Annotated in this window: 14 protein-coding genes; 12 read left to right on the top strand and 2 right to left on the bottom strand. The window is 70.3% G+C overall.

Going from position 1 to position 18916, the window contains the following annotated elements:
* Positions 1 to 43: 43 nt before the first annotated feature.
* A complete protein-coding gene (locus ACQBAU_RS14775) occupies positions 44 to 1192 on the top strand; it encodes a MalY/PatB family protein (protein WP_465256058.1) in 1149 nt (382 codons plus the stop codon).
* Positions 1193 to 1227: 35 nt separating this feature from the next.
* Here ACQBAU_RS14775 and ACQBAU_RS14770 read toward each other — a convergent pair whose 3' ends face one another.
* The gene (locus ACQBAU_RS14770; RefSeq protein ID WP_465256057.1) at positions 1228 to 2700 is read right to left on the bottom strand and encodes a DUF6892 domain-containing protein; all 1473 of its coding nucleotides are present in this window, start codon (positions 2698 to 2700) and stop codon (positions 1228 to 1230) included.
* Positions 2701 to 2890: 190 nt separating this feature from the next.
* Here ACQBAU_RS14770 and guaB point away from each other — a divergent pair, with 190 nt between their 5' ends.
* The 11 genes from guaB to guaA all read left to right on the top strand — a co-directional run bounded on the left by guaB (position 2891) and on the right by guaA (position 18688).
* Entirely contained in the window at positions 2891 to 4378 is a 1488-nt protein-coding gene (gene guaB / locus ACQBAU_RS14765) for an IMP dehydrogenase (protein ID WP_465256137.1), read from the top strand.
* 26 nt (positions 4379 to 4404) lie between these two features.
* Positions 4405 to 5508: a GuaB3 family IMP dehydrogenase-related protein gene (locus ACQBAU_RS14760; RefSeq protein WP_465256136.1), complete on the top strand. Its 1104-nt coding sequence runs from the start codon at positions 4405 to 4407 to the stop codon at positions 5506 to 5508.
* Positions 5509 to 5565: 57 nt separating this feature from the next.
* Entirely contained in the window at positions 5566 to 6342 is a 777-nt protein-coding gene (locus ACQBAU_RS14755; RefSeq protein WP_465256056.1) for an SDR family NAD(P)-dependent oxidoreductase, read from the top strand.
* Between the two features lie 116 nt (positions 6343 to 6458).
* Positions 6459 to 8519, top strand: coding sequence for a hypothetical protein (locus ACQBAU_RS14750; RefSeq protein WP_465256055.1), 2061 nt, complete (start codon positions 6459 to 6461; stop codon positions 8517 to 8519).
* A gap of 64 nt (positions 8520 to 8583) precedes the next feature.
* Positions 8584 to 10311, top strand: a complete 1728-nt coding sequence (locus ACQBAU_RS14745; protein ID WP_465256054.1) for a glycerol-3-phosphate dehydrogenase/oxidase — start codon at positions 8584 to 8586, stop codon at positions 10309 to 10311.
* 128 nt (positions 10312 to 10439) lie between these two features.
* Complete coding sequence (locus tag ACQBAU_RS14740) at positions 10440 to 12125, top strand: M48 family metallopeptidase (protein WP_465256053.1); 1686 nt, start codon at positions 10440 to 10442, stop codon at positions 12123 to 12125.
* Positions 12126 to 12215: 90 nt separating this feature from the next.
* A complete protein-coding gene (locus ACQBAU_RS14735) occupies positions 12216 to 12482 on the top strand; it encodes a chorismate mutase (RefSeq protein ID WP_465259516.1) in 267 nt (88 codons plus the stop codon).
* Positions 12483 to 12658: 176 nt separating this feature from the next.
* Positions 12659 to 12958, top strand: coding sequence for a peptidoglycan-binding domain-containing protein (locus tag ACQBAU_RS14730; RefSeq protein ID WP_465256051.1), 300 nt, complete (start codon positions 12659 to 12661; stop codon positions 12956 to 12958).
* A complete protein-coding gene (locus ACQBAU_RS14725; protein WP_465256050.1) occupies positions 12955 to 13485 on the top strand; it encodes a peptidoglycan-binding domain-containing protein in 531 nt (176 codons plus the stop codon). Before ACQBAU_RS14730 ends, ACQBAU_RS14725 begins: the two co-directional genes overlap by 4 nt.
* 111 nt (positions 13486 to 13596) lie before the next feature.
* Positions 13597 to 16944: a DEAD/DEAH box helicase gene (locus tag ACQBAU_RS14720; protein ID WP_465256049.1), complete on the top strand. Its 3348-nt coding sequence runs from the start codon at positions 13597 to 13599 to the stop codon at positions 16942 to 16944.
* A 118-nt stretch (positions 16945 to 17062) separates the two neighbouring features.
* The gene (gene guaA / locus ACQBAU_RS14715) at positions 17063 to 18688 is read left to right on the top strand and encodes a glutamine-hydrolyzing GMP synthase (protein ID WP_434548291.1); all 1626 of its coding nucleotides are present in this window, start codon (positions 17063 to 17065) and stop codon (positions 18686 to 18688) included.
* 25 nt (positions 18689 to 18713) lie between these two features.
* Here guaA and ACQBAU_RS14710 read toward each other — a convergent pair whose 3' ends face one another.
* Entirely contained in the window at positions 18714 to 18914 is a 201-nt protein-coding gene (locus ACQBAU_RS14710; RefSeq protein WP_434548292.1) for a PspC domain-containing protein, read from the bottom strand.
* Positions 18915 to 18916 lie beyond the last annotated feature (2 nt).

The raw sequence follows: 18916 nt of genomic DNA, 5'->3' as shown, positions 1-18916 counted from the left end.
GGAGGCGGATCGGCGAGGTTGGGCCGGCGCTAGCCTTGGGTCGGTGAGCGCACCGATCTTCGACATCGACCCGACCGAACTGCAACAGCGGACCAGCCTGAAGTGGACGACCTACGGTCCGGACGTGCTGCCGGCCTGGGTCGCCGAGATGGACGTCCGGCCGCCCCGGGCCGTGCAGCAGGTGATCGTCGACGCCATGAGCAGCGGTGACACGGGCTACCCACTCGGCGCCGTCGGCTGCGACGAGGCGTTCGCCGACTTCGCCCACTGGCGGTGGGGCTGGCGGCCGACGCTGCGCGATTCGGTCGTGATGCCCGACGTGATGCAGGGGGTGGCCCGGAGCCTCGAGCTGCTGACCGCGCCGGGTGACCACGTGGTGATCAACAACCCCGTCTACAACTGCTTCTACGGATACCTGCCGTGGGTCGACCGCGAGATCCTCGAAGTGCCGCTCGGCGCCGACTGGCGGCTCGACCTGGCAGCCATGGAGCGCGCCTTCGCCGGTGCCGACGGGCCCAAGCCGACCGCGTACCTGCTGTGCAACCCGCACAACCCGACCGGCACCGTGCACACCCGGGAGGAACTGGCCACCGTCGCCGAGCTCGCGAACGCCCACGGCGTCGCCGTGGTGTCCGACGAGATCCACTCACCGCTGGTCACACCGGCCGACACGTTCGTGCCTTGGCTGACCGTCGACCCGGAGGGGCGTTCGATCACGGTCACCTCGGCGTCCAAGGCATGGAACCTTGCCGGGCTCAAGGCGGCGCTGGCATTCGGCACCCCGCAGACCGGGGAACTCCTGCGCACCCTGACCGATGAGGTCACCCACAGCGCCTCGTACTTCGGCCTGGTCGCCCACCGCACGGCACTGTCCCAGGGGCGCGAGTGGCTCGACCAGGTGTGCCGCGAGATCGAGGGCAACCGGGTCCACCTCCATGATCGACTTGCCGCCGAGCTACCGCAGCTGACGTCGGTCCCCGGTCAGGCGACCTACCTCGCCTGGGTTGACTGCAGTGCCCTCGGAGTGGCCGACCCGAGTGCCTTCTTCCGTACGAAGGGCAAGGTCGCCTTCTCACAGGGCGCCTCGTTCGGCAGCGGCGGCGAACAGTTCGTCCGGATCAATTTCGCGACCTCGCCGGTCGTGCTGGACGAGGTGATCGACCGCGCCGTACGTGCCGTCAAGGGCCGCTGACCGTACGCCCGAACTGACCGTGCAGGAGGGGGCCGTCAGGCGGACTCCTCGTCCACCAGCTTGATGCCGTGGTCGGCGAGGGCGGTCAGTAGTTTCTTGCTGGGGCGGCTGTTCTCGAGGCCGGAGATCAAGGTCAGGTTGGGCAGCAGGGCCAGGTCGTCGACAGCCTTGTTGGTGACCTTGATCGCCTCGTCACCCATCCCCGGGTCCCAGAACGGGTGCAGCTGTCGCATGAACTCCGCACCACCGTCGAGGCCGCTGGACTGGTGCAGTCGTTCGACCTTGGCGAGCAGCTCGTCGGGGATCGGCAGGTGCTTGAAGTAGCGCTGCACCTCCGGGATCGGCTTGTAGCCGTCATCCTCCACCGAGATCTCGCGCTTGTCGTACTCGCGGGCGAAGTCGCGTACGTCGAACTTCGGCTCGAGGATTCCCTGCCGGTACATGAGTTCCTCGATCACCAGCAGTTTCAGCCCGAGGTCGGCGAACCGGTTCTCCTTCGGCCCCGGGATCGGGAACACCTTCGGCCGCTTCTTGTACTCGGTGGCCTCGTCCAGCAACGCTGTCACCGGCTCCCGGTGGGCCTTCGGCAGCCGCTTGTTGATCAAGGTCAACGCCTTGCGGTTCGCGGCCGACACGGCGACCTGCTGCACGGCGCGGCGGCGCTTGTCGGCCACCTCGTCGGTATCGTCGGATGCCTTCGGGAGAAGGCCGAGCGGGTAGTCGACGAAGCGTCGGACGAACCGCGTCACCGTCTCGTCCGGCCAGGCATCGATTCCGTCCAGCACGCTGGCGAGGATGTCGGTGGCGTGCCGGTGCAGTGGGTCGGACCGGCGTGCGTGCCGCCCCAGCATGTCGAGGGCCAGGACCTTCAGCAGCCCCTCACCACGTGCTTGATCCAACTGCAGGTGGTGGCCGATGATCCGGGCGGCGACCTCGACCAGATCGGGGTGTTCGCCGAGCAGGCCCACCAGGACGCGGCTGTCCTGCTCGGGAAAGGTGCTGAACAGGTCGGGGAGCAGGTGTGTGATGTCGGCCTGCACCGCGTCGGTCTCCGCCCCAAAGGGGGCGTGCCAGTAGTAGAGCTCCAGCATCGAGGTCGGGATGTCGCCCCAGCGTCCTGACTCGGTGCGCAGGTGCTGCTCGGTGACGACCTCATCGGGCCGGGCCATCGCCTCGGCCAGCATCGCCCGGTGCTCGGCGTCACCGGCCATCAGCAACTGCCAGGCGAGTGGGCGGGCCCGGTCGAGGTACCGGCCGGAGGCGAAGGTGCAGACGAACACGTGGCCGGCCACCCCATCCAGGCCGCCCGCTGCGTCTGTGTGTCCCAGCAACCGGTGCACGGTGGCGAAGTAGTGCTCGTACAGCACCCGCAGGGCATCCGGGTCGTCGCCGACCAGCTGCTTCCAGTCGGTGACGACGTCCGTCCGCGCCTTGTGGTCGGCCGGGCCGATCGTGGTGAATCGGGCGAGGGTCGCGTCCACGGCGGTGGTGGTCTGCTCGGCTGGCATGAGGATGATCGTACGCCGGCTCGGGGCGAAACCCGCGGCTGGAACGCGGGCATAGTATGGAGGGGTCCGGACCCGCGTCGGGCTGTGTCCGGCAGCAACGAAAGGCTTGTCCGTGGACCGCGATCTCACATCGCCCCCTGCCACCACCGCATCCTCCCACGACGGACCGCCCGAGCTCGCTGCCTCCGGCGTGCCCGGACCCTTCGCGGCGCTGGGGTTGACCTACGACGACGTGCTGCTGCTGCCCGGCGAGACCGACGTCATCCCCTCCGACGCCGACACCTCGACCCGCATCTCGAAGCGGATCAACAGCCGCATCCCGTTGCTGAGCTCGGCGATGGACACCGTCACCGAGTCGCGGATGGCGATCGCGATGGCCCGCGAGGGCGGCCTCGGCATCCTGCACCGCAACCTGTCCATCGAGGACCAGGCCGCCCAGGTCGACGTGGTGAAGCGGTCCGAGGCCGGGATGGTCGACGAGCCGATCACGATCACCGCCGATCGCACCATCGGCGAGGCCGACGAGCTGTGCGGCACCTACCGGATCAGCGGGGTCCCGGTCGTCGACGCCGACAACAAGCTGGTCGGCATCGTCACCAACCGCGACATGCGCTTCGAGACCGACGCGTCCCGCCTGGTCGGCGACGTGATGACCCGGACGCCGCTGGTGACCGGCCCGGTCGGCATAGCCAGGGACGACGCGTACGCCCTGCTCGCCCAGCACAAGATCGAGAAGCTGCCGCTGGTCGACGACCAGGGGCGGCTCAAGGGCCTGATCACCCTCAAGGACTTCGTGAAGTCGGGCCAGTTCCCGCACGCCAACAAGGACGCCCAGGGGCGGCTCCGGGTCGGTGCCGCGCTCGGCTTCTTCGGTGACGCGTGGGAGCGCGCGATGGCGCTGGTGGCCGAAGGCGTCGACCTGCTCGTGGTCGACACCGCGAACGGCCACGCCCGCGGCGTGATCGACATGATCAAGCGGCTGAAGGCCGAGCCGTCGGTCCGCGACGTCGACATCATCGGCGGCAACGTCGCCACCTACGAAGGCGCGAAGGCGCTGGTCGAGGCCGGCGCCGACGGCGTCAAGGTCGGCGTCGGGCCCGGCTCGATCTGCACCACCCGGGTGGTCTCCGGGGTCGGCGTCCCGCAGGTCACCGCGATCTGGAACGCCGCCCAGGCCTGTCGTCCCGCCGGGGTCCCGGTGATCGGTGACGGCGGCCTGCAGTACTCCGGCGACATCGCGAAGGCGATCGTCGCGGGTGCCGACTCGGTGATGTTGGGTTCGCTGCTGGCCGGCTGCGACGAGTCGCCCGGCGACCTGGTCTTCATCAACGGCAAGCAGTACAAGTCGTACCGGGGGATGGGGTCGCTGGGTGCCATGGCGACCCGGGGCCGGCGCGGGTCGTACAGCAAGGACCGCTACTTCCAGTCCGACGTCACCACCGACGACAAGCTCGTCCCCGAGGGCATCGAGGGCCAGGTCCCGTACCGCGGCCCGCTCGCCGCGGTGGCGTACCAACTGGTCGGTGGGCTGCGGCAGGCGATGTTCTACACCGGGTCGCCGACCATCCCCGAACTGCAGCGGCGCGGCAAGTTCGTCCGGATCACCTCCAGCGGTCTGCGAGAATCGCATCCGCACGACATCCAGATGACCGTCGAAGCACCCAACTACCCAAGGTGATCATGACTCCACCCTTCAGCTCCGGGATCCACGAGATCGGCCGCAGCAAGCGAGCCCGGCAGGCGTTCGCGTTCGACGACGTGGCCATCGTCCCGACCCGCCGGACCCGTGGTGTCGAGGAGGTCAAGCTGGACTGGCGGATCGACGCGCTCAGCTTCGGCTTCCCGATCATCGCCGCCCCGATGGACTCGATCATGAGCCCCGACACCGCGATCGCGATGGGCAAGATGGGCGGCCTCGGTGTGCTCAACCTCGAGGGCCTGTGGACCCGGTACGACGACCCCGAGCCACTGCTCGCCGAGATCGCCCGGATCAGCGACGAGGCCACCGTCACCCGACGGCTGCAGGAGATCTACGCCCAGCCGATCCGGGCCGAGTTGATCACCGAACGGCTCAACCAGATCCGCGCCGCCGGCGTCCCGGTGGCGGGATCGCTGTCACCCCAGCAGACCGCCGAGTTCGCCGAGACGGTCGAGCAGGCGGCCCCGGACTTCTTCGTGATCCGCGGTACGACGGTCTCGGCCGAGCACGTGTCGTCCGAGGTCGAGCCACTGAACCTCAAGGAGTTCATCTACCGGCTCGACGTGCCGGTGATCGTCGGCGGCTGTGCCACCTACCAGGGTGCGCTGCACCTGATGCGGACCGGTGCGGCCGGTGTGCTCGTCGGGTTCGGCGGCGGCGCCAGCCACACCACCCGTGACGTGCTGGGCATCTCGGTGCCGATGGCGTCCGCGGTCGCCGACGTGGCCGAGGCGCGCCGGGACTACCTCGACGAGTCGCAGGGCCGCTACGTCCACGTGATCGCCGACGGGTCGGTCGGCCGGTCCGGCGACATCGCGAAGGCGATCGCCTGCGGTGCGGACGCGGTGATGGTCGGCTCGCCGCTGGCCAAGGCCGCCGAGGCGCCGGGCCGCGGCTTCCACTGGGGCGCCGAGGCGTGGCACCACGAGCTGCCGCGCGGGGAACGCGTCCACTTCGACCAGGTCGGCTCGCTGCACGAGGTGCTGTTCGGCCCGTCCCGGGTCGCCGACGGCACGATGAACCTGGTCGGTGCGCTGCGCCGGGCGATGGCGACCACGGGCTACACCGAGGTCAAGGAGTTCCAGAAGGTCGAGGTCGTGGTGGGCTGACCGCCCGTACCCGATCATCCCGTACCCGATCATCGCACTCACAGGGGAGACGACGACGTGACCAGTCCCGGACGACTCGAGGGCCGGCGTGCCCTGATCACCGGCGCCTCCCGGGGCATCGGTGCCGCGGTGGCGCGCCGGTTCGCCGCCGAGGGCGCCTCGGTGATCGTCTCCCACGAACCGATCCCCGAGCGGGCCGCCGAGGCGGGCCTGGTGGTCAGCGAGATCCAGGCCGCCGGCGGCAGCGCGATCGCGGCCCCGGCCGACCTGCTCCACCCCGAGCAGATCACCGCGCTGGTCGACACCGCGGCCCAGTGGGCCGGCGGCCTCGACATCGTGGTGGCGAACGCCGCGATGACCGGCCGGGCGGTGTGGCACGAGATGTCGGTCGACGAGTGGGATCGGATGCAGGCCGTGAACGTCCGCGGCACCTACCTGCTGGCCAAGCACGCCCACCGGTTCCTGTGCGACTCCGAGCACGCCTCGTTCATCGCGGTGACCAGCGTGATGGCCGAGACCGGGCTGCCCGGTGCCCTGCACTACACCACCAGCAAGGCCGCCATCATCGGCCTGGTCCGGGGCCTCGCGTTCGAGGTCGGTGCCGACGGCATCCGGGTCAACGCGGTGATGCCCGGCGCGATCCGGACCGAGCACGAGGTCGAACTGGCACCCGACGGGGATGTGGTCACCGAGCGGTGGTTGAAGCGACAGGCCTTGCAGCGCCGCGGCTACGCCGACGACCTGGCCGGTGCCTTCCTGTTCCTGGCCGGCGACGACAGTGACTTCATCAGCGGGCAGATCGTGAACGTCGACGGCGGGTGGGTGCTGCGCTGACGTTCCCGCGGGAGCGCATCACGCCGTCCCGTGGACCGGCCGTTGACAGGGGCTGCCTGCCATATCTAAGTTCGGGCCACGTCCATGCATTCTGCACAATCCCATTGGAGTCGAAGATGACCCTGCCCACCCAGCCTTCATCCAGCCCTGTGCGTACGGGACTGTCACGTCGGTTCGCGCTGACCGGCCTCGGCCTCGGTGCCGCTGCTGCCGCGATGTCGGCCGGCGCCGCCCCGGCGCATGCCGAGATCACCGACGACACGACGGTGCACACGGCGACCTTTGCCGATCTGCGTGCGCTGGCCGAGCCGCAGCCGGGTCACGTCTACTACGTCACCGACGTACGTCGGGAGGGTTTCTTCCGGTACGACGCGGCCGACACCAGCACCCCTGACGACGACGGCATCACTCTCGTCGGCCCGGGTGGGCAGCGATACAAGCGCATCTTCGACGGCCCGCTGTACCTCGACTGGTTCGGGGCCGTCGCCGACTACAACCCTCGCAACGGCAACGGGACGCCGGCCGACGACGCACTCGACAGCGCGTTCGCTGCCCTGGAGCAGTACTACGTGAACGCCGACGCCGGCCACGGCTGGGGCCTGCCGAGCATCGCCTTCTCGGCGGGCAACTACGTCTTCCGCCGGGGCGGCCACCGGGTCGAGTGGCGGGTCGGGCTGCGCGGGCTGCACCTCACCGGTCACGGCATGTACCAGTCGAACCTCTACCTCGACACCGGCGACGCCGACAACAACCACTTCCTGCTGAACGACGGCCAGGGGAACGAGAAGCCCGGAGTCGTCCAGGGGTACTGGGCCGACGGGCTGTCGTTCATCGGCGTCAACGGCACCGAGCGGTTCATGCTGTACGCCGACACCCCGGGCGCCGGGGTGGCCAAGCGGATGTACTTCACCGAGTGCCACTTCGACAACCTGCGGGTCGGCTTCGACATCGCCGGTCGGGCCAACAGCGACCACATCCGGTTCTACCGCTGCCACGTCATCGACCGCACCGCCGACCAGGTGTGGTTCCACTCCGACAACCCGCAGTCGCAGAACGTGGACGCCCACAGCTGCGAGTTCACCGTGCGCGGCCGGACCTTCCTGTACTACGCCGGCGGCAACCTGCACATCCAGGGCTGCCAGATCACCGTGTTCGGGACCGGCATCTTCCTCGACATCCCCGGCGGCAACGGGCTGGGCATCGGCAACGGCACGTTCAACCTGACCGACCTCAACCCCGAGGTCAAGGAGGACGGCATGCTGCTGCGCTGTGCCGCCCGCGAGGCCAACGTCACCATGGTCAACCCGCGGTTGGTCACCGGACTGGCCCAGCTGGTCCGCGACAACTGGACCGAGGGCACCGCGTACGCAGCGGGGGACCGGATCCGGGTCGGCTACTCCGACGTGCCGCAGCCGTCCAAGCAGCGGGTGTTCGTCGCCACCGCCGCCCACACCGCCTCGGCGGCCAACCGGCCCCGGACCGGCGCGGACTGGGAGCAGTACTGGGAGTCCCGGTACGAGATGCAGATGGACGCCGGCGACCTGCACATGAACGGCGGGATGAACTGCTACTCCACCCTGCTGCGCTACTCGGCAGCCAGCGAGTCGGCGATGGACCGCCCGACCATGATCATCAACGACACCCTGCTGGTGAACCCGGTCCGCGACATGGTCGACTTCGCCCCGATCGAGGCGGGCGTCCCGGCCGGGTCGCGACTGCCGCGGGTGATCGCCACCCGGTGCCGCCCGTTCGCCGGTGGCGCGACCGGTGCGTACGCCGTCACCTCGAACGAACCGGTCGACGTGAGCCTAAACTCCGAGGGCGGGTACGACGGCGCGATCGTACCGCTGAACCAGTACGTGGTTCGGACCTCCACTGCGGCTGGGGAGGGTCTGCCGTCGAGCGCCGACGGGCCGCAGGAGTTCCTGCTGCCGCGGGGTGCGACCGTGGTCGGGGTCCGGCTGGTGAAGGCCGAGGTCGGGCAGCGTGCGCTGGCCGCCGAGCCGTACAAGATCACCAACCACGACGGCTCGGTGACGCTGTTCCCGCCGCCCGCATCGACGGCAGGAGCCGCCGAGTCCTGGTACGAGGTGGTCACCGGTGAGGAGCGGCGTTTCGTGATCACCTCCACCGCCGGGGAGCGGGTCGACGGGTGCTTCGTGGTCGAGTACCGCTGACCTCGTGGGTCGTGCCCAACCGGTAGAGTCGCCGCAGCAGTGGCGGCATCCGGGAGGGAGCATCGTGGAGAGTCGACTCGACCCCGCGCAGCGGGCACGAGCGGTGCAGGAGATGACCAGCCAGGAGTTGGACGTACTGGTCGTCGGCGGCGGTGTCGTCGGCGCCGGTGCGGCCCTCGACGCGAGCACCCGTGGGCTGCGGGTCGGCCTGGTCGAGATGCGCGACTGGGCGTCGGGGACGTCGTCGCGGTCCAGCAAGCTGATCCACGGCGGGCTGCGCTACCTGGAGATGCTCGACTTCGGGCTGGTCCGGGAGGCACTGCGCGAGCGGGGCCTGCTGCTCGACCGGCTGGCCCCGCACCTGGTCCACAAGGTGCCGTTCCTCTACCCGTTGAAGCACCGGGTCTGGGAGCGCGCGTACGTCGGCGCCGGGCTGATGCTGTACGACACGATGGGCGTCGCGCCGAGCCACCCGCGCGGGGTGCCGATGCACCGGCACCTGTCGGCCCGGCAGGTCCGCAAGATCGTCCCGGGCCTCGACCCCGACAGCTACATCGGGGCCCTGCAGTACTACGACGCGCAGGTCGACGACGCACGCTTCGTCAACACGCTGGTCCGGACCGGGGTGTCGTTCGGGGTGCACGCGGCCAGTCGGATGCAGGTCACCGGCTTCCTGTTCGACGGGGAGCAGGTGGTCGGCGCCACCCTGCACGACCTCGAGCTCGGCACCGACCACGAGGTGCGGGCCCGGGTGGTGCTGAACGCCGCCGGGGTCTGGTCCGACGAGATCCAGCAGATGGTCGGTGGCAAGGGGTCGCTGCGGGTCCGGGCGTCCAAGGGCATCCACCTGGTCGTCCCGCGGGACCGGATCCGGTCGACCACCGGGATGATCCTGCGCACCGAGAAGTCGGTGCTGTTCGTGATCCCGTGGGGTCGGCACTGGATCATCGGCACCACCGACACCGCCTGGACGCTCGACAAGTCGCACCCGGCGGCCAGTGCCGCCGACATCGACTACCTGCTCGACCACGTGAACGGGGTGTTGGAGAGTCCGCTGACCCGCGAGGACGTGCAGGGGGTGTACGCAGGCCTGCGACCGCTGTTGTCGGGGGAGGACGCCGACACCTCGAAGCTGTCGCGGGAGCACCTGGTGGTCAACCCGGTCCCCGGGCTGGTGCTGGTCGGCGGCGGCAAGTACACCACGTACCGGGTGATGGCCGCCGACGCGGTCGACGCCGCGGTGCACTCGCTGGGTGGGGTGATCGGGCCGTGCATCACCCACCGGGTGGCGCTGGCCGGTGCCGACGGCTACGTGGCCCGGTGGAACCAACGCCACCTGCTGGCCCGCGAGTACGACCTCCCGGTGGCCCGGATCGAGCACCTGTTGCACCGGTACGGATCGATGACCGACCAACTGCTGGGCATGATCGACGACGACCCGGACCTGGGCCGTCCGCTGCCCGGGGCCGAGGACTACCTGGCCGTCGAGATCGCGTACGCCGCGAGCCATGAGGGCAGCATGCACCTCACCGACATCCTGACCCGCCGGACCCGGATCTCCATCGAGACCTGGGACCGCGGCCTCGCCTCGGCACCGCACGCCGCCCGGATCGCCGGCGACGTGCTGGGCTGGGACGACGAGAAGGAGGCGTACGAGATCTCGCTCTACACCCGTCGGGTGAAGGCGGAGCGGGCCAGCCAGCTGGAGCTGGAGGACATCGACGCCAACACCGTACGGCTGACCGCTCAGGAGCATCCGCAGCCGCTACCGCGACCCGGGTCGACGCGCTGAGCTGGCCGGTTGCGCAGATAGCATGCACGCTCGACCCGAGCAGTGCCTGACCTGAGCACTTCGCCTGACCCGAGCAATTCGCCCGACCCGAGCAATTCATACGCCCCACCCCGATCGAAGGATGTCCGGTGACGCAGCCACCCGTGCCCGCCCCCGCGGAGACCGCCCCCGCGGTCAACGTCGAGCCCGATCCGCCCAAGCTGCTGAACCGGCAGACGGCGCTGCCCTGGTCGGAACTGCGCACGATCCTGCACCCCGGCGAGATGCCGTGGCTGATCGTCGCCTGGGTCTTCGGCACGCTGTCGATCCTGGGCACGATCGCGTTCGTCGTGCTGCTGGCGATCGACCTGCTGAGCGGTGGCGACGGCGAGCTCGGGCCGCGGACCGAGGACCCGCTGTACGCGGTGTGGCAGCAGATCACCGGGTTCATGGCGGTGATGTTCATCGCGCCGCTGCTGATCTACCTCAGCCGCGCCCTGCAGTACGCGCAGATGCGGGTGAGCGGCGTCCGGATGTCACCCACCCAGTTCCCGGAGGGCTACCAGATGGTGGTCGACGCGGCGTTGTCGGCGGGCATGCGGAAGATCCCCGACGCGTACGTGGTCGGCGGCGGCGGTACCCTCAACGCGTTCGCCACCGGCCACGGCTGGCGGCGTTTCATCGTGATCTACTCCGACATGTTCGAGATCGGCGGTGCTGCCCGTGACCCGGAGGCGCTGCGGTTCGTGATCAGCCACGAGGTCGGGCACCTCGCCGCCGGCCACGTCTCGTACTGGCGGTTGGTCTTCACCATGGGCCTGCGGCAGCTCCCGGTGTTCGGCAACTTCCTGTCCCGCGCCCAGGAGTACTCCGCCGACAACTTCGGCTACCGCGTGACCGGGCAGGCCGGGGCCGCCGGTGCGATGCGGGCGCTGGCGGGCGGCAAGTACCTGAACGCGAACGTCAACTTCGACGAGTTCGCCGACCGGGCGTTCACCGAACGGGGCATCTGGGTCTGGCTGGCCAACCTGACCACCACCCACCCGGTGCTGGTCTGGCGTGCGCAGGCACTGCGCGACCGCAGCAAGCCCGGGCGACTGTTCATCAAGCCGAAGGGCATGCCGGCGGTCACCCCGTCGCTGCCGTCCGGCTATGACCGGACCCCGCTGTACCCGACGCCGCAGGAGGCACAGGCCTTCCTGCGGGCGTACCCGCCGCGAGGTGAGGCCCAGTTCGGCAAGGTGTTCCCGAGCCCGCTGCCGGGTGAGGAGGGCCGTGACCCGGCCGACAGCGACTACGGCAAGCGGATGTTGTACGCAGGCTGGCAGCGAGCCCTGCAGCCGCCGCCCAACCAGCCGCCGCCGACGGGGCCGGGTGGCCCCGGCGGTCCGGGTGGGCTTGGTGGCCCCGGCGGTCCGGGTGGTCCGGGTGGGCCTGGCGGTCCGGGTGGACCGAGTGGACCGAGTGGACCGAGTGGTGCCGGCGGTCCTGGCGGGGTCGGTGGACCCGGTTGGGGCGGCCCGCCGTACGGCGGACCAGGGGGCGGTCAGCAGCCACCGCAGCCGGGTGGCCAGCAGCCGTCTCAGCCTGGTGGTCAGCAACCGCCACACGCCGGTGGGTCACAGCCCGGATGGCCGCAACAGGGTGGCCCACAGCAGCAGGGAGTCCCGCAGCAGCAAGGCTCGGCTGCGCCCTGGTCGCCGACCAGGAATCCGTACCAGCCGAACTACGGCGGTACGGAGCAACAGCCGAGCCAGCAACAGCCCGACCAGCAGCAGCCGTGGGCCGGTTGGGGACAGCAGCCACCGCAGGACGGTCCACGGTCCGGGTCCTGATCCCGACCCGCGACACGGTGGACCTTGGTTACAGTCCACCGTGTGGAGACCCCTGAGAAACTGCTGCGGCTGCGGAAGAGCATCGACAACATGGATGCGGCGCTCATCCACCTGCTCGCCGAACGGTTCGCCATCACCCAGCGGGTCGGCGAGCTGAAGGCCGACCTCGGTCTGCCACCGGCTGATCCGGGGCGCGAGGCCCGGCAGATCGAACGGCTCCGCGGGTTGGCCCTCGACGCCGATCTCGACCCGGAGTTCGCCGAGAAGTTCCTCAACTTCGTGATTGCCGAGGTGGTCCGCCACCACGAGGCGATCGCGCGAAACTCAGCTCCCGACGAGCCCACCACCGGCTCCTGAAGGGCCGCCGGACCCGACCGGATGAACGGGGCATGACGCCACGGTGTGGGGTCGGTGTCACGGCTGGTGATTTCTGGATCAAGCATGGACGCGGCCGGCAGAACCCGCCACGATGATGGCGGTGGGTCGATGACGACCCAGAATTCATCCGAAGTCCCCTCGGAAAGGACATTTCCATGCCCACTCGTCGCCACTTCCTGAACGGCGCCGCCGCCACCGGTGTCGCCCTCGGTGCCACCTCCCTGTTCGGCGCCCTGCCCGCCCACGCCGAGATGCCCGTCGATCGCATCCAGCGCAACCTCACCGGGACCGGATACTCGGCCGGCACCGGCGGCACCCTCGACTCGCAGACCCGGGCCGCCACGATGCGGTTCCAGGCCGACCACCGCTTGGTGCAGGACGGCAAGCCGGGTCCGGTCACCCAGTCCGTCCTCGCCGCCATGGTGTCGCTGGTTCGGGCACCGCTGACAAGGTGAAGGCCTACCAGCGGGCGCACGGCCTCGTGGTCGACGGCAAGGCCGGGCCCAACACGATGGCCAAGATGGGCATCTGGCGTGCCCCGGGGTACGGCAACTCGGCGATCGGCGGATCGATCCGTCGCACCGAGGTCATCCAGCGTGCCGCCTACTGGCCGAACATCGGCCTCGGCTACAGCCGTTCGCGCTACTACCGTGACCTCGACAACTCCAAGACCTACCGGACCGACTGCTCGGGTCAGGTGTCCAATTCCTGGCACGCCACCCAGTCGTACTCGACCCGTACGCTGGACAACATTTCCTCGGTCATCTCGAAGAGCAGCCTGTTGCCCGGTGACGCGCTGAATGCGTACGACTACCACACGGTCATCTTCTGCGGATGGGCGAACAGTGCCCGGACCCGTTACTACTCGTTCGAGGAAAGCGGCAGCGTCGGCGCCGTCGGGCGTGAGGTGTCCGGCTACCCGTTCTACTCCGACGGCCGCAACTGGAAGCCGCGTCGCTACCACAAGATCGTCTGGGGCTGAGCCGACTTCGCTTCCGGGGAGGCCACCGATCGTGGCCTCCCCGGGATGCGTCGACCGAGGCTGTGGACGACGGGCGGGGGACTGTCGGTGGCGCGACGTAGCGTGTGATCCGTGACCGCCGTACCCAGTCTGCCGCCCGAGTGGTCGGCCCTGTTCGCCCACGCGAACCTGATCCGTGAGTTCGGTCCGGCCGTGGTGGCGCGGGCGTTGCCGTACGTCACCGACGGGCGGGTACGAAGGGTCCAGGCCACCTCCGAGGTGATCACCGCGGAGGTCGCCGGCACGCGCCCCTGGCCGTACCAGGTGCTGCTCGAGCCGTTCGAGCCGATCGGCGGGTACTGCACCTGTCCGGTCGAGAACGACTGCAAGCACGTCGTCGCCCTCGCGCTGCTGCTGGGCCGCCATCTCCGCGGTGCCGACGACTGGGAGCAACGGCTGGCCTCGGTGCTGCCGGTCCCCCCGACCGAGGCGGCACCGCTGCTGGGGCTGCGGCTCGAGCTGCTGACCGGAGCCGGCGACGGGTCGGCGGTGATCACCCTCAAGCCGGTCCGGCCGGGCAAACGCGGCGGTTGGGTGCAGGCCGGCGCATCCTGGCACGACCTGGTGTTCGGCACCCGACCGCCGTACGGGCAGCATCCGGCCCGCGCCGACCTGGTGCGACTGCGGCAACTGGCCCTGCGCCATCCCGGATCGGCCTGGCAGGCCTCGCCCGAACCGGACCTGGCCGTCGTCGGTCCGGCACTGTGGACGCTGTTGGCCCGGGTGACCGCCGCCGGCGTGCACCTGGTGCACGGCCGCGACGGGGCGGTCGCGGTCGGCGCGCCGGTGACACCGCGTGTCGACGCCGGCAGCGACGGCGGGGGAGACGTGATGCTCCGGCCGGGCTTCGTCCCGGCGAACTCGCGCGATCTGTCCGAGGTGGACGATTCGTCCGGGGCCGTCCCGCCGGCCGGCCGGGGACCCGGTGACCCCGTCCCGCTGGTCGACCCCATACCGCTGGTCAACCCCGTACCTCTGGGCGATCCGGTGTTCGCGGTGGCGGCGACCCACGGTGACGACCTGGGGTTGTGGCCCCTCGATCCGCTGCCCGACGAGTTGTTCGTGTCCCTGCTGACCGGACCGCCGGTGCGGGTGCCGGCGGCCGACGTCCCCCGTTTCCGGTCCTGGTTCCTGCCCCGGCTGCGGCGGGTCACCACGGTCGGGTCCAGCGACGGTTCGGTCGAGCTGCCGGCCGATCCGGTGCCTGAGCTGCTGGCCCGGGTACGACACCTGCCCGACCACGTCACCGAGCTCGACCTGACCTTCCGCTACCGCCCCGACGGTGACGACGCGCCACCGGCCGAGGTGCCGATCACCCGCGCACCCGACGCGTACGAGCCGGCGAACGACGAGGCAGCCGAGGCGATCGTCCCGTGGCTGCGTGACCCGGAGGCCGAGCAGGCCCTGCTGGATCGCCACCTCTCACCCGACCGGTTCGGTCGTGAGCCGCGCTCGTACCACCGGTTCTCCGGCCGCGACACCGTCGACTTCGTCTCCCAGGTGTTGCCCCGGCTGCTCGCCGAGGGCGTCGACGTCGAGTCCGAGGGGGAGGCGCCGAGCTACTCGCTGCCCGAGGCGGCCCCGGTGATCGAGTTCGACATCGACGACCGGACCGACCCCGACGACGCGTCCGAGGCCGAGTCGACCGACTGGTTCGACCTGGCGATCGTGGTGACCGTCGACGGCCAGCGGGTGCCGATGATCCCGCTACTGAAGGCGCTGTCGAGTGGCGAACAGCTGCTGGTGCTCGACTCCGGACTGGTGCTCGACCTGCGCCGCGAGGAGTTCGACCAGATGCGCGAGCTGCTGGCCGCCGCCCGCGCCCTGGGCGATCCGGAGGCCGGGGCGCTGTCGATGCGGCCCGAGCAGGTGGGCGTCTGGGAGGAACTGCAGGCGTACGGCGTCGTGCGTACCGAGACGACCCGCTGGCGCAAGTTGGTCGGGCTGGCGCTGGCCGAGGTCTCCGACGACGGCACCGAGACCCCGGTGCCGGCCGGGCTGCAGGCCGAGCTGCGGCCGTACCAGCGGGCCGGGTTCGGCTGGCTCGACCGGCTGTGGCGGGCCGGTCTCGGTGGGGTGCTCGCCGACGACATGGGTCTGGGCAAGACGTTGCAGGTGCTGGCCGCCGTACTCGCCGCCAAGCACCGGTCCGACGAGGCCGATGCGGCCGAGTCCGCGGGGCCCGTGCTGGTGGTGGCGCCGACCAGCGTGGTGCCCAACTGGGTGAGCGAGGCGGCCCGGTTCACCCCGGACCTCCGGGTCACCGCGGTCACCGCCACCCGTCGGCGCCGTGGCACCACCTTGGGCGAGGCGATCGCCGGCGCGGACGTGGTCGTCACCACCTACGGCCTGCTCCGGTTGGAGGAGGAGGCGTACGCCAGGGTCGCCTGGTCGGCGCTCGTCCTCGACGAGGCCCAACAGGTGAAGAACCATCGGGCCAAGGGCTACCGGGCTGTCCGGCGGCTCCGGGTCCCGGTGCGGTTCGCGGTCACCGGCACCCCGCTGGAGAACAGCCTGATGGAGCTGTGGTCGATGCTGTCGATTGCCGCCCCCGGGCTGTTTCCCGACCCGGAGGCGTTCGCCACCGATGTCGCCAAGCCGATCGACAAGGGCAACCGCGAGGTGTTGGCGATGCTGCGGCGCCGGATCCGCCCGCTGATGCTGCGCCGTACGAAGGAACTGGTCGCCGCCGACCTGCCGCCCAAGCAGGAACAGACGCTGGTGCTGCCGTTGGACGACAAGCACCGCAAGCTGTACGACACCCGGCTCGCCCGCGAGCGGCAACGGGTGTTGGGCCTGCTGACCGACCTCGACGCCAACCGGATCGAGGTGCTGCAGGCGCTCACCACGCTGCGTCAGCTCGCGCTGTCACCGGCCCTGGTCGACCCCGAGCAGTCGGGCGCCGGGTCGGCCAAGATCGACGTCCTCGTCGAGCACCTCCGCGAGCTCGCCGCCGAGGGCCACCGGGCCCTGGTGTTCAGCCAGTTCACCCGCTTCCTCGACCTGATCGGGGACCGGCTGGACCGAGCTGCGGTGTCGTGGACCCGGCTGGACGGGTCGATGACGATCCCGCAACGCGACAAGGCGGTCGGCCGGTTCCGGGACGGTTCGGCCTCGGCCTTCCTGATCAGCCTCAAGGCGGGCGGGTTCGGGCTCAACCTGACCGAGGCCGACTACGTGTTCGTGATGGACCCGTGGTGGAACCCGGCCGCCGAGGCCCAGGCGATCGACCGGACCCATCGCATCGGTCAGACCCGCCCGGTGCACGTCTACCGGCTGCTCGCCGAGGACACGATCGAGGCCAAGGTGGCGGCCCTGCAGCAGCGCAAGCGTGACCTGTTCACCCGCGTGGTCGACGCCGAGGCGGGGCTCGCCGACGCCCGGCTCAGCGCTGACGACCTGCGGGAGCTGTTCTCCTGACCGCCGCTGGCTCGTGGTCCTGAACGGTGTGGCGCGTTCCGGGTCGGCCAGCCATTAGAGTTGGCCCGGTCGAGCCCGAGGCCCGACCGCGCCGATGCGTGACCCGTACCACCCGCCGATGCAGAACAGGCCCGTCGTGACCGAACCGACCGAGACCACCCCCGACCGGGCGACCCCCGACCACGACCTGGTGGTCGTGGTCGACTTCGGGGCCCAGTACGCGCAGCTGATCGCCCGGCGGGTCCGGGAGGCGAACGCGTACTCCGAGATCATGTCGCACCGCACCCCGGTCGCCGACATCGTCGCGCGTCGGCCCGCGGCCATCATCCTCTCCGGTGGCCCGCAGTCGGTGTACGCCGAGGGCGCCCCGCAGGTCGATCCGGAGCTGTTCACCGCCGGCATCCCGGTGCTCGGCATCTGCTACGGCTTCCAGGCGATGGCGCAGGCCCTGGGCGGCACGGTCGCCCGCACCGGGCTGTCGGAGTTCGGTCGTACGCAGGCCACCGTCACCGGATCGGGCGCCCTGCTGGCGGGTTGCGGCGACAGCCTCGACATCTGGATGAGCCACGGCGACGCCGTGACCGAGGCGCCGGCCGGGTTCACCGTCCACGGCAGCACGGCCGGGGCGCCGGTGGCGGCGTTCGCCGACGAGTCCCGGCGGCTGGCGGGGGTGCAGTGGCACCCCGAGGTCAACCACAGCGACCACGGGCAACGCGTGATCACCAACTTCCTGGCCCTGGCCGGGGTCCGGTGCGACTGGACGGCCGGCAACATCGTCAACGACCAGGTCGCGGTGATCGCCGAACAGGTCGGCAGCGACCAGGTGATCTGCGCGTTGTCCGGCGGGGTCGACTCCGCCGTCGCCGCCGCGCTGGTGCAGAAGGCGATCGGCAGCCAGCTCACCTGTGTGTTCGTCGACCACGGACTGCTGCGCAAGGGCGAGGCCGAACAGGTCAAGCAGGACTTCGTCGCCGCCACCGGGGTCGACCTGGTCGTGGTGGATGCGACCACGCAGTTCCTGACGGCGCTGGAGGGGGTCACCGATCCCGAGACCAAGCGCAAGATCATCGGCCGCGAGTTCATCCGCACCTTCGAAGCCGCCGCCGCCGACATCCAGGCCCGGCACCAGGCCGCCCCCGGGGCGAGCGGCACCGTCGACTGGCTGGTGCAGGGCACCCTCTACCCGGACGTGGTCGAGTCCGGTGGTGGCGACGGCGCGGCCAACATCAAGAGCCACCACAACGTCGGCGGGCTGCCCGAGGACCTGCAGTTCCGGCTGATCGAACCGCTGCGGACCCTGTTCAAGGACGAGGTGCGGGCGGTCGGTGAGGAGCTCGACCTGCCGGCCGCGATGGTGTGGCGGCAACCGTTCCCCGGTCCCGGGCTGGGCATCCGCATCATCGGCGCGGTGACCGCCGAGCGGCTCGACATCCTGCGGGAGGCCGACGCGATCGCCCGTGAGGAGCTCACCCTGGCCGGCCTGGACCGCGACATCTGGCAGTTCCCGGTGGTGCTGCTCGCCGACGTGCGGTCGGTCGGCGTGCAGGGTGACGGTCGGACGTACGGCCACCCGGTGGTGCTGCGGCCGGTCACCAGTGAGGACGCGATGACCGCCGACTGGGGTCGGCTGCCGTACCCGGTGCTGGAGAAGATCTCGACCCGGATCACCAACGAGGTCCGCGAGGTCAACCGGGTCGTGCTCGACATCACGAGCAAGCCGCCCGGCACCATCGAGTGGGAGTGACCCCGTCGTCGTCAGGTCTCGCGCGTCAGCGCATCAGGGTGCTGCGCTGCGGCAGCAGGAAGGCGCCGACGATGTAGGCGACGATCGGGACACCGGTGAACACGCTCAGCACCACCGTCAGGATGCGGACGAGGTTGGTGTCGAGGCCGAAGTACTGGGCGACGCCGGCGCACACGCCGGCGATCACCTTGTCATCACTGGACCGTACGAGTTCCTTGCTGGCCATGG

The organism is Carbonicoccus niuqiaonis, assembly GCF_050157065.1.
Taxonomy (GTDB): Bacteria; Actinomycetota; Actinomycetes; order Propionibacteriales; family Propionibacteriaceae; genus Avipropionibacterium.
This window is presented reverse-complemented; position numbering and strand designations above follow the sequence as displayed.

What these genes read in the sequence shown, in the direction of transcription:
- ACQBAU_RS14770 (WP_465256057.1), bottom strand. Translation starts at nt 2,700, where the DNA reads ATGCCAGCCGAGCAGACCACCACCGCCGTGGACGCGACCCTCGCCCGA.
- ACQBAU_RS14750 (WP_465256055.1), top strand. Translation starts at nt 6,459, where the DNA reads ATGACCCTGCCCACCCAGCCTTCATCCAGCCCTGTGCGTACGGGACTG.
- ACQBAU_RS14735 (WP_465259516.1), top strand. Translation starts at nt 12,216, where the DNA reads ATGGATGCGGCGCTCATCCACCTGCTCGCCGAACGGTTCGCCATCACC.
- ACQBAU_RS14730 (WP_465256051.1), top strand. Translation starts at nt 12,659, where the DNA reads ATGCCCACTCGTCGCCACTTCCTGAACGGCGCCGCCGCCACCGGTGTC.
- guaA (WP_434548291.1), top strand. Translation starts at nt 17,063, where the DNA reads ATGCAGAACAGGCCCGTCGTGACCGAACCGACCGAGACCACCCCCGAC.
- ACQBAU_RS14710 (WP_434548292.1), bottom strand. Translation starts at nt 18,914, where the DNA reads ATGGCCAGCAAGGAACTCGTACGGTCCAGTGATGACAAGGTGATCGCC.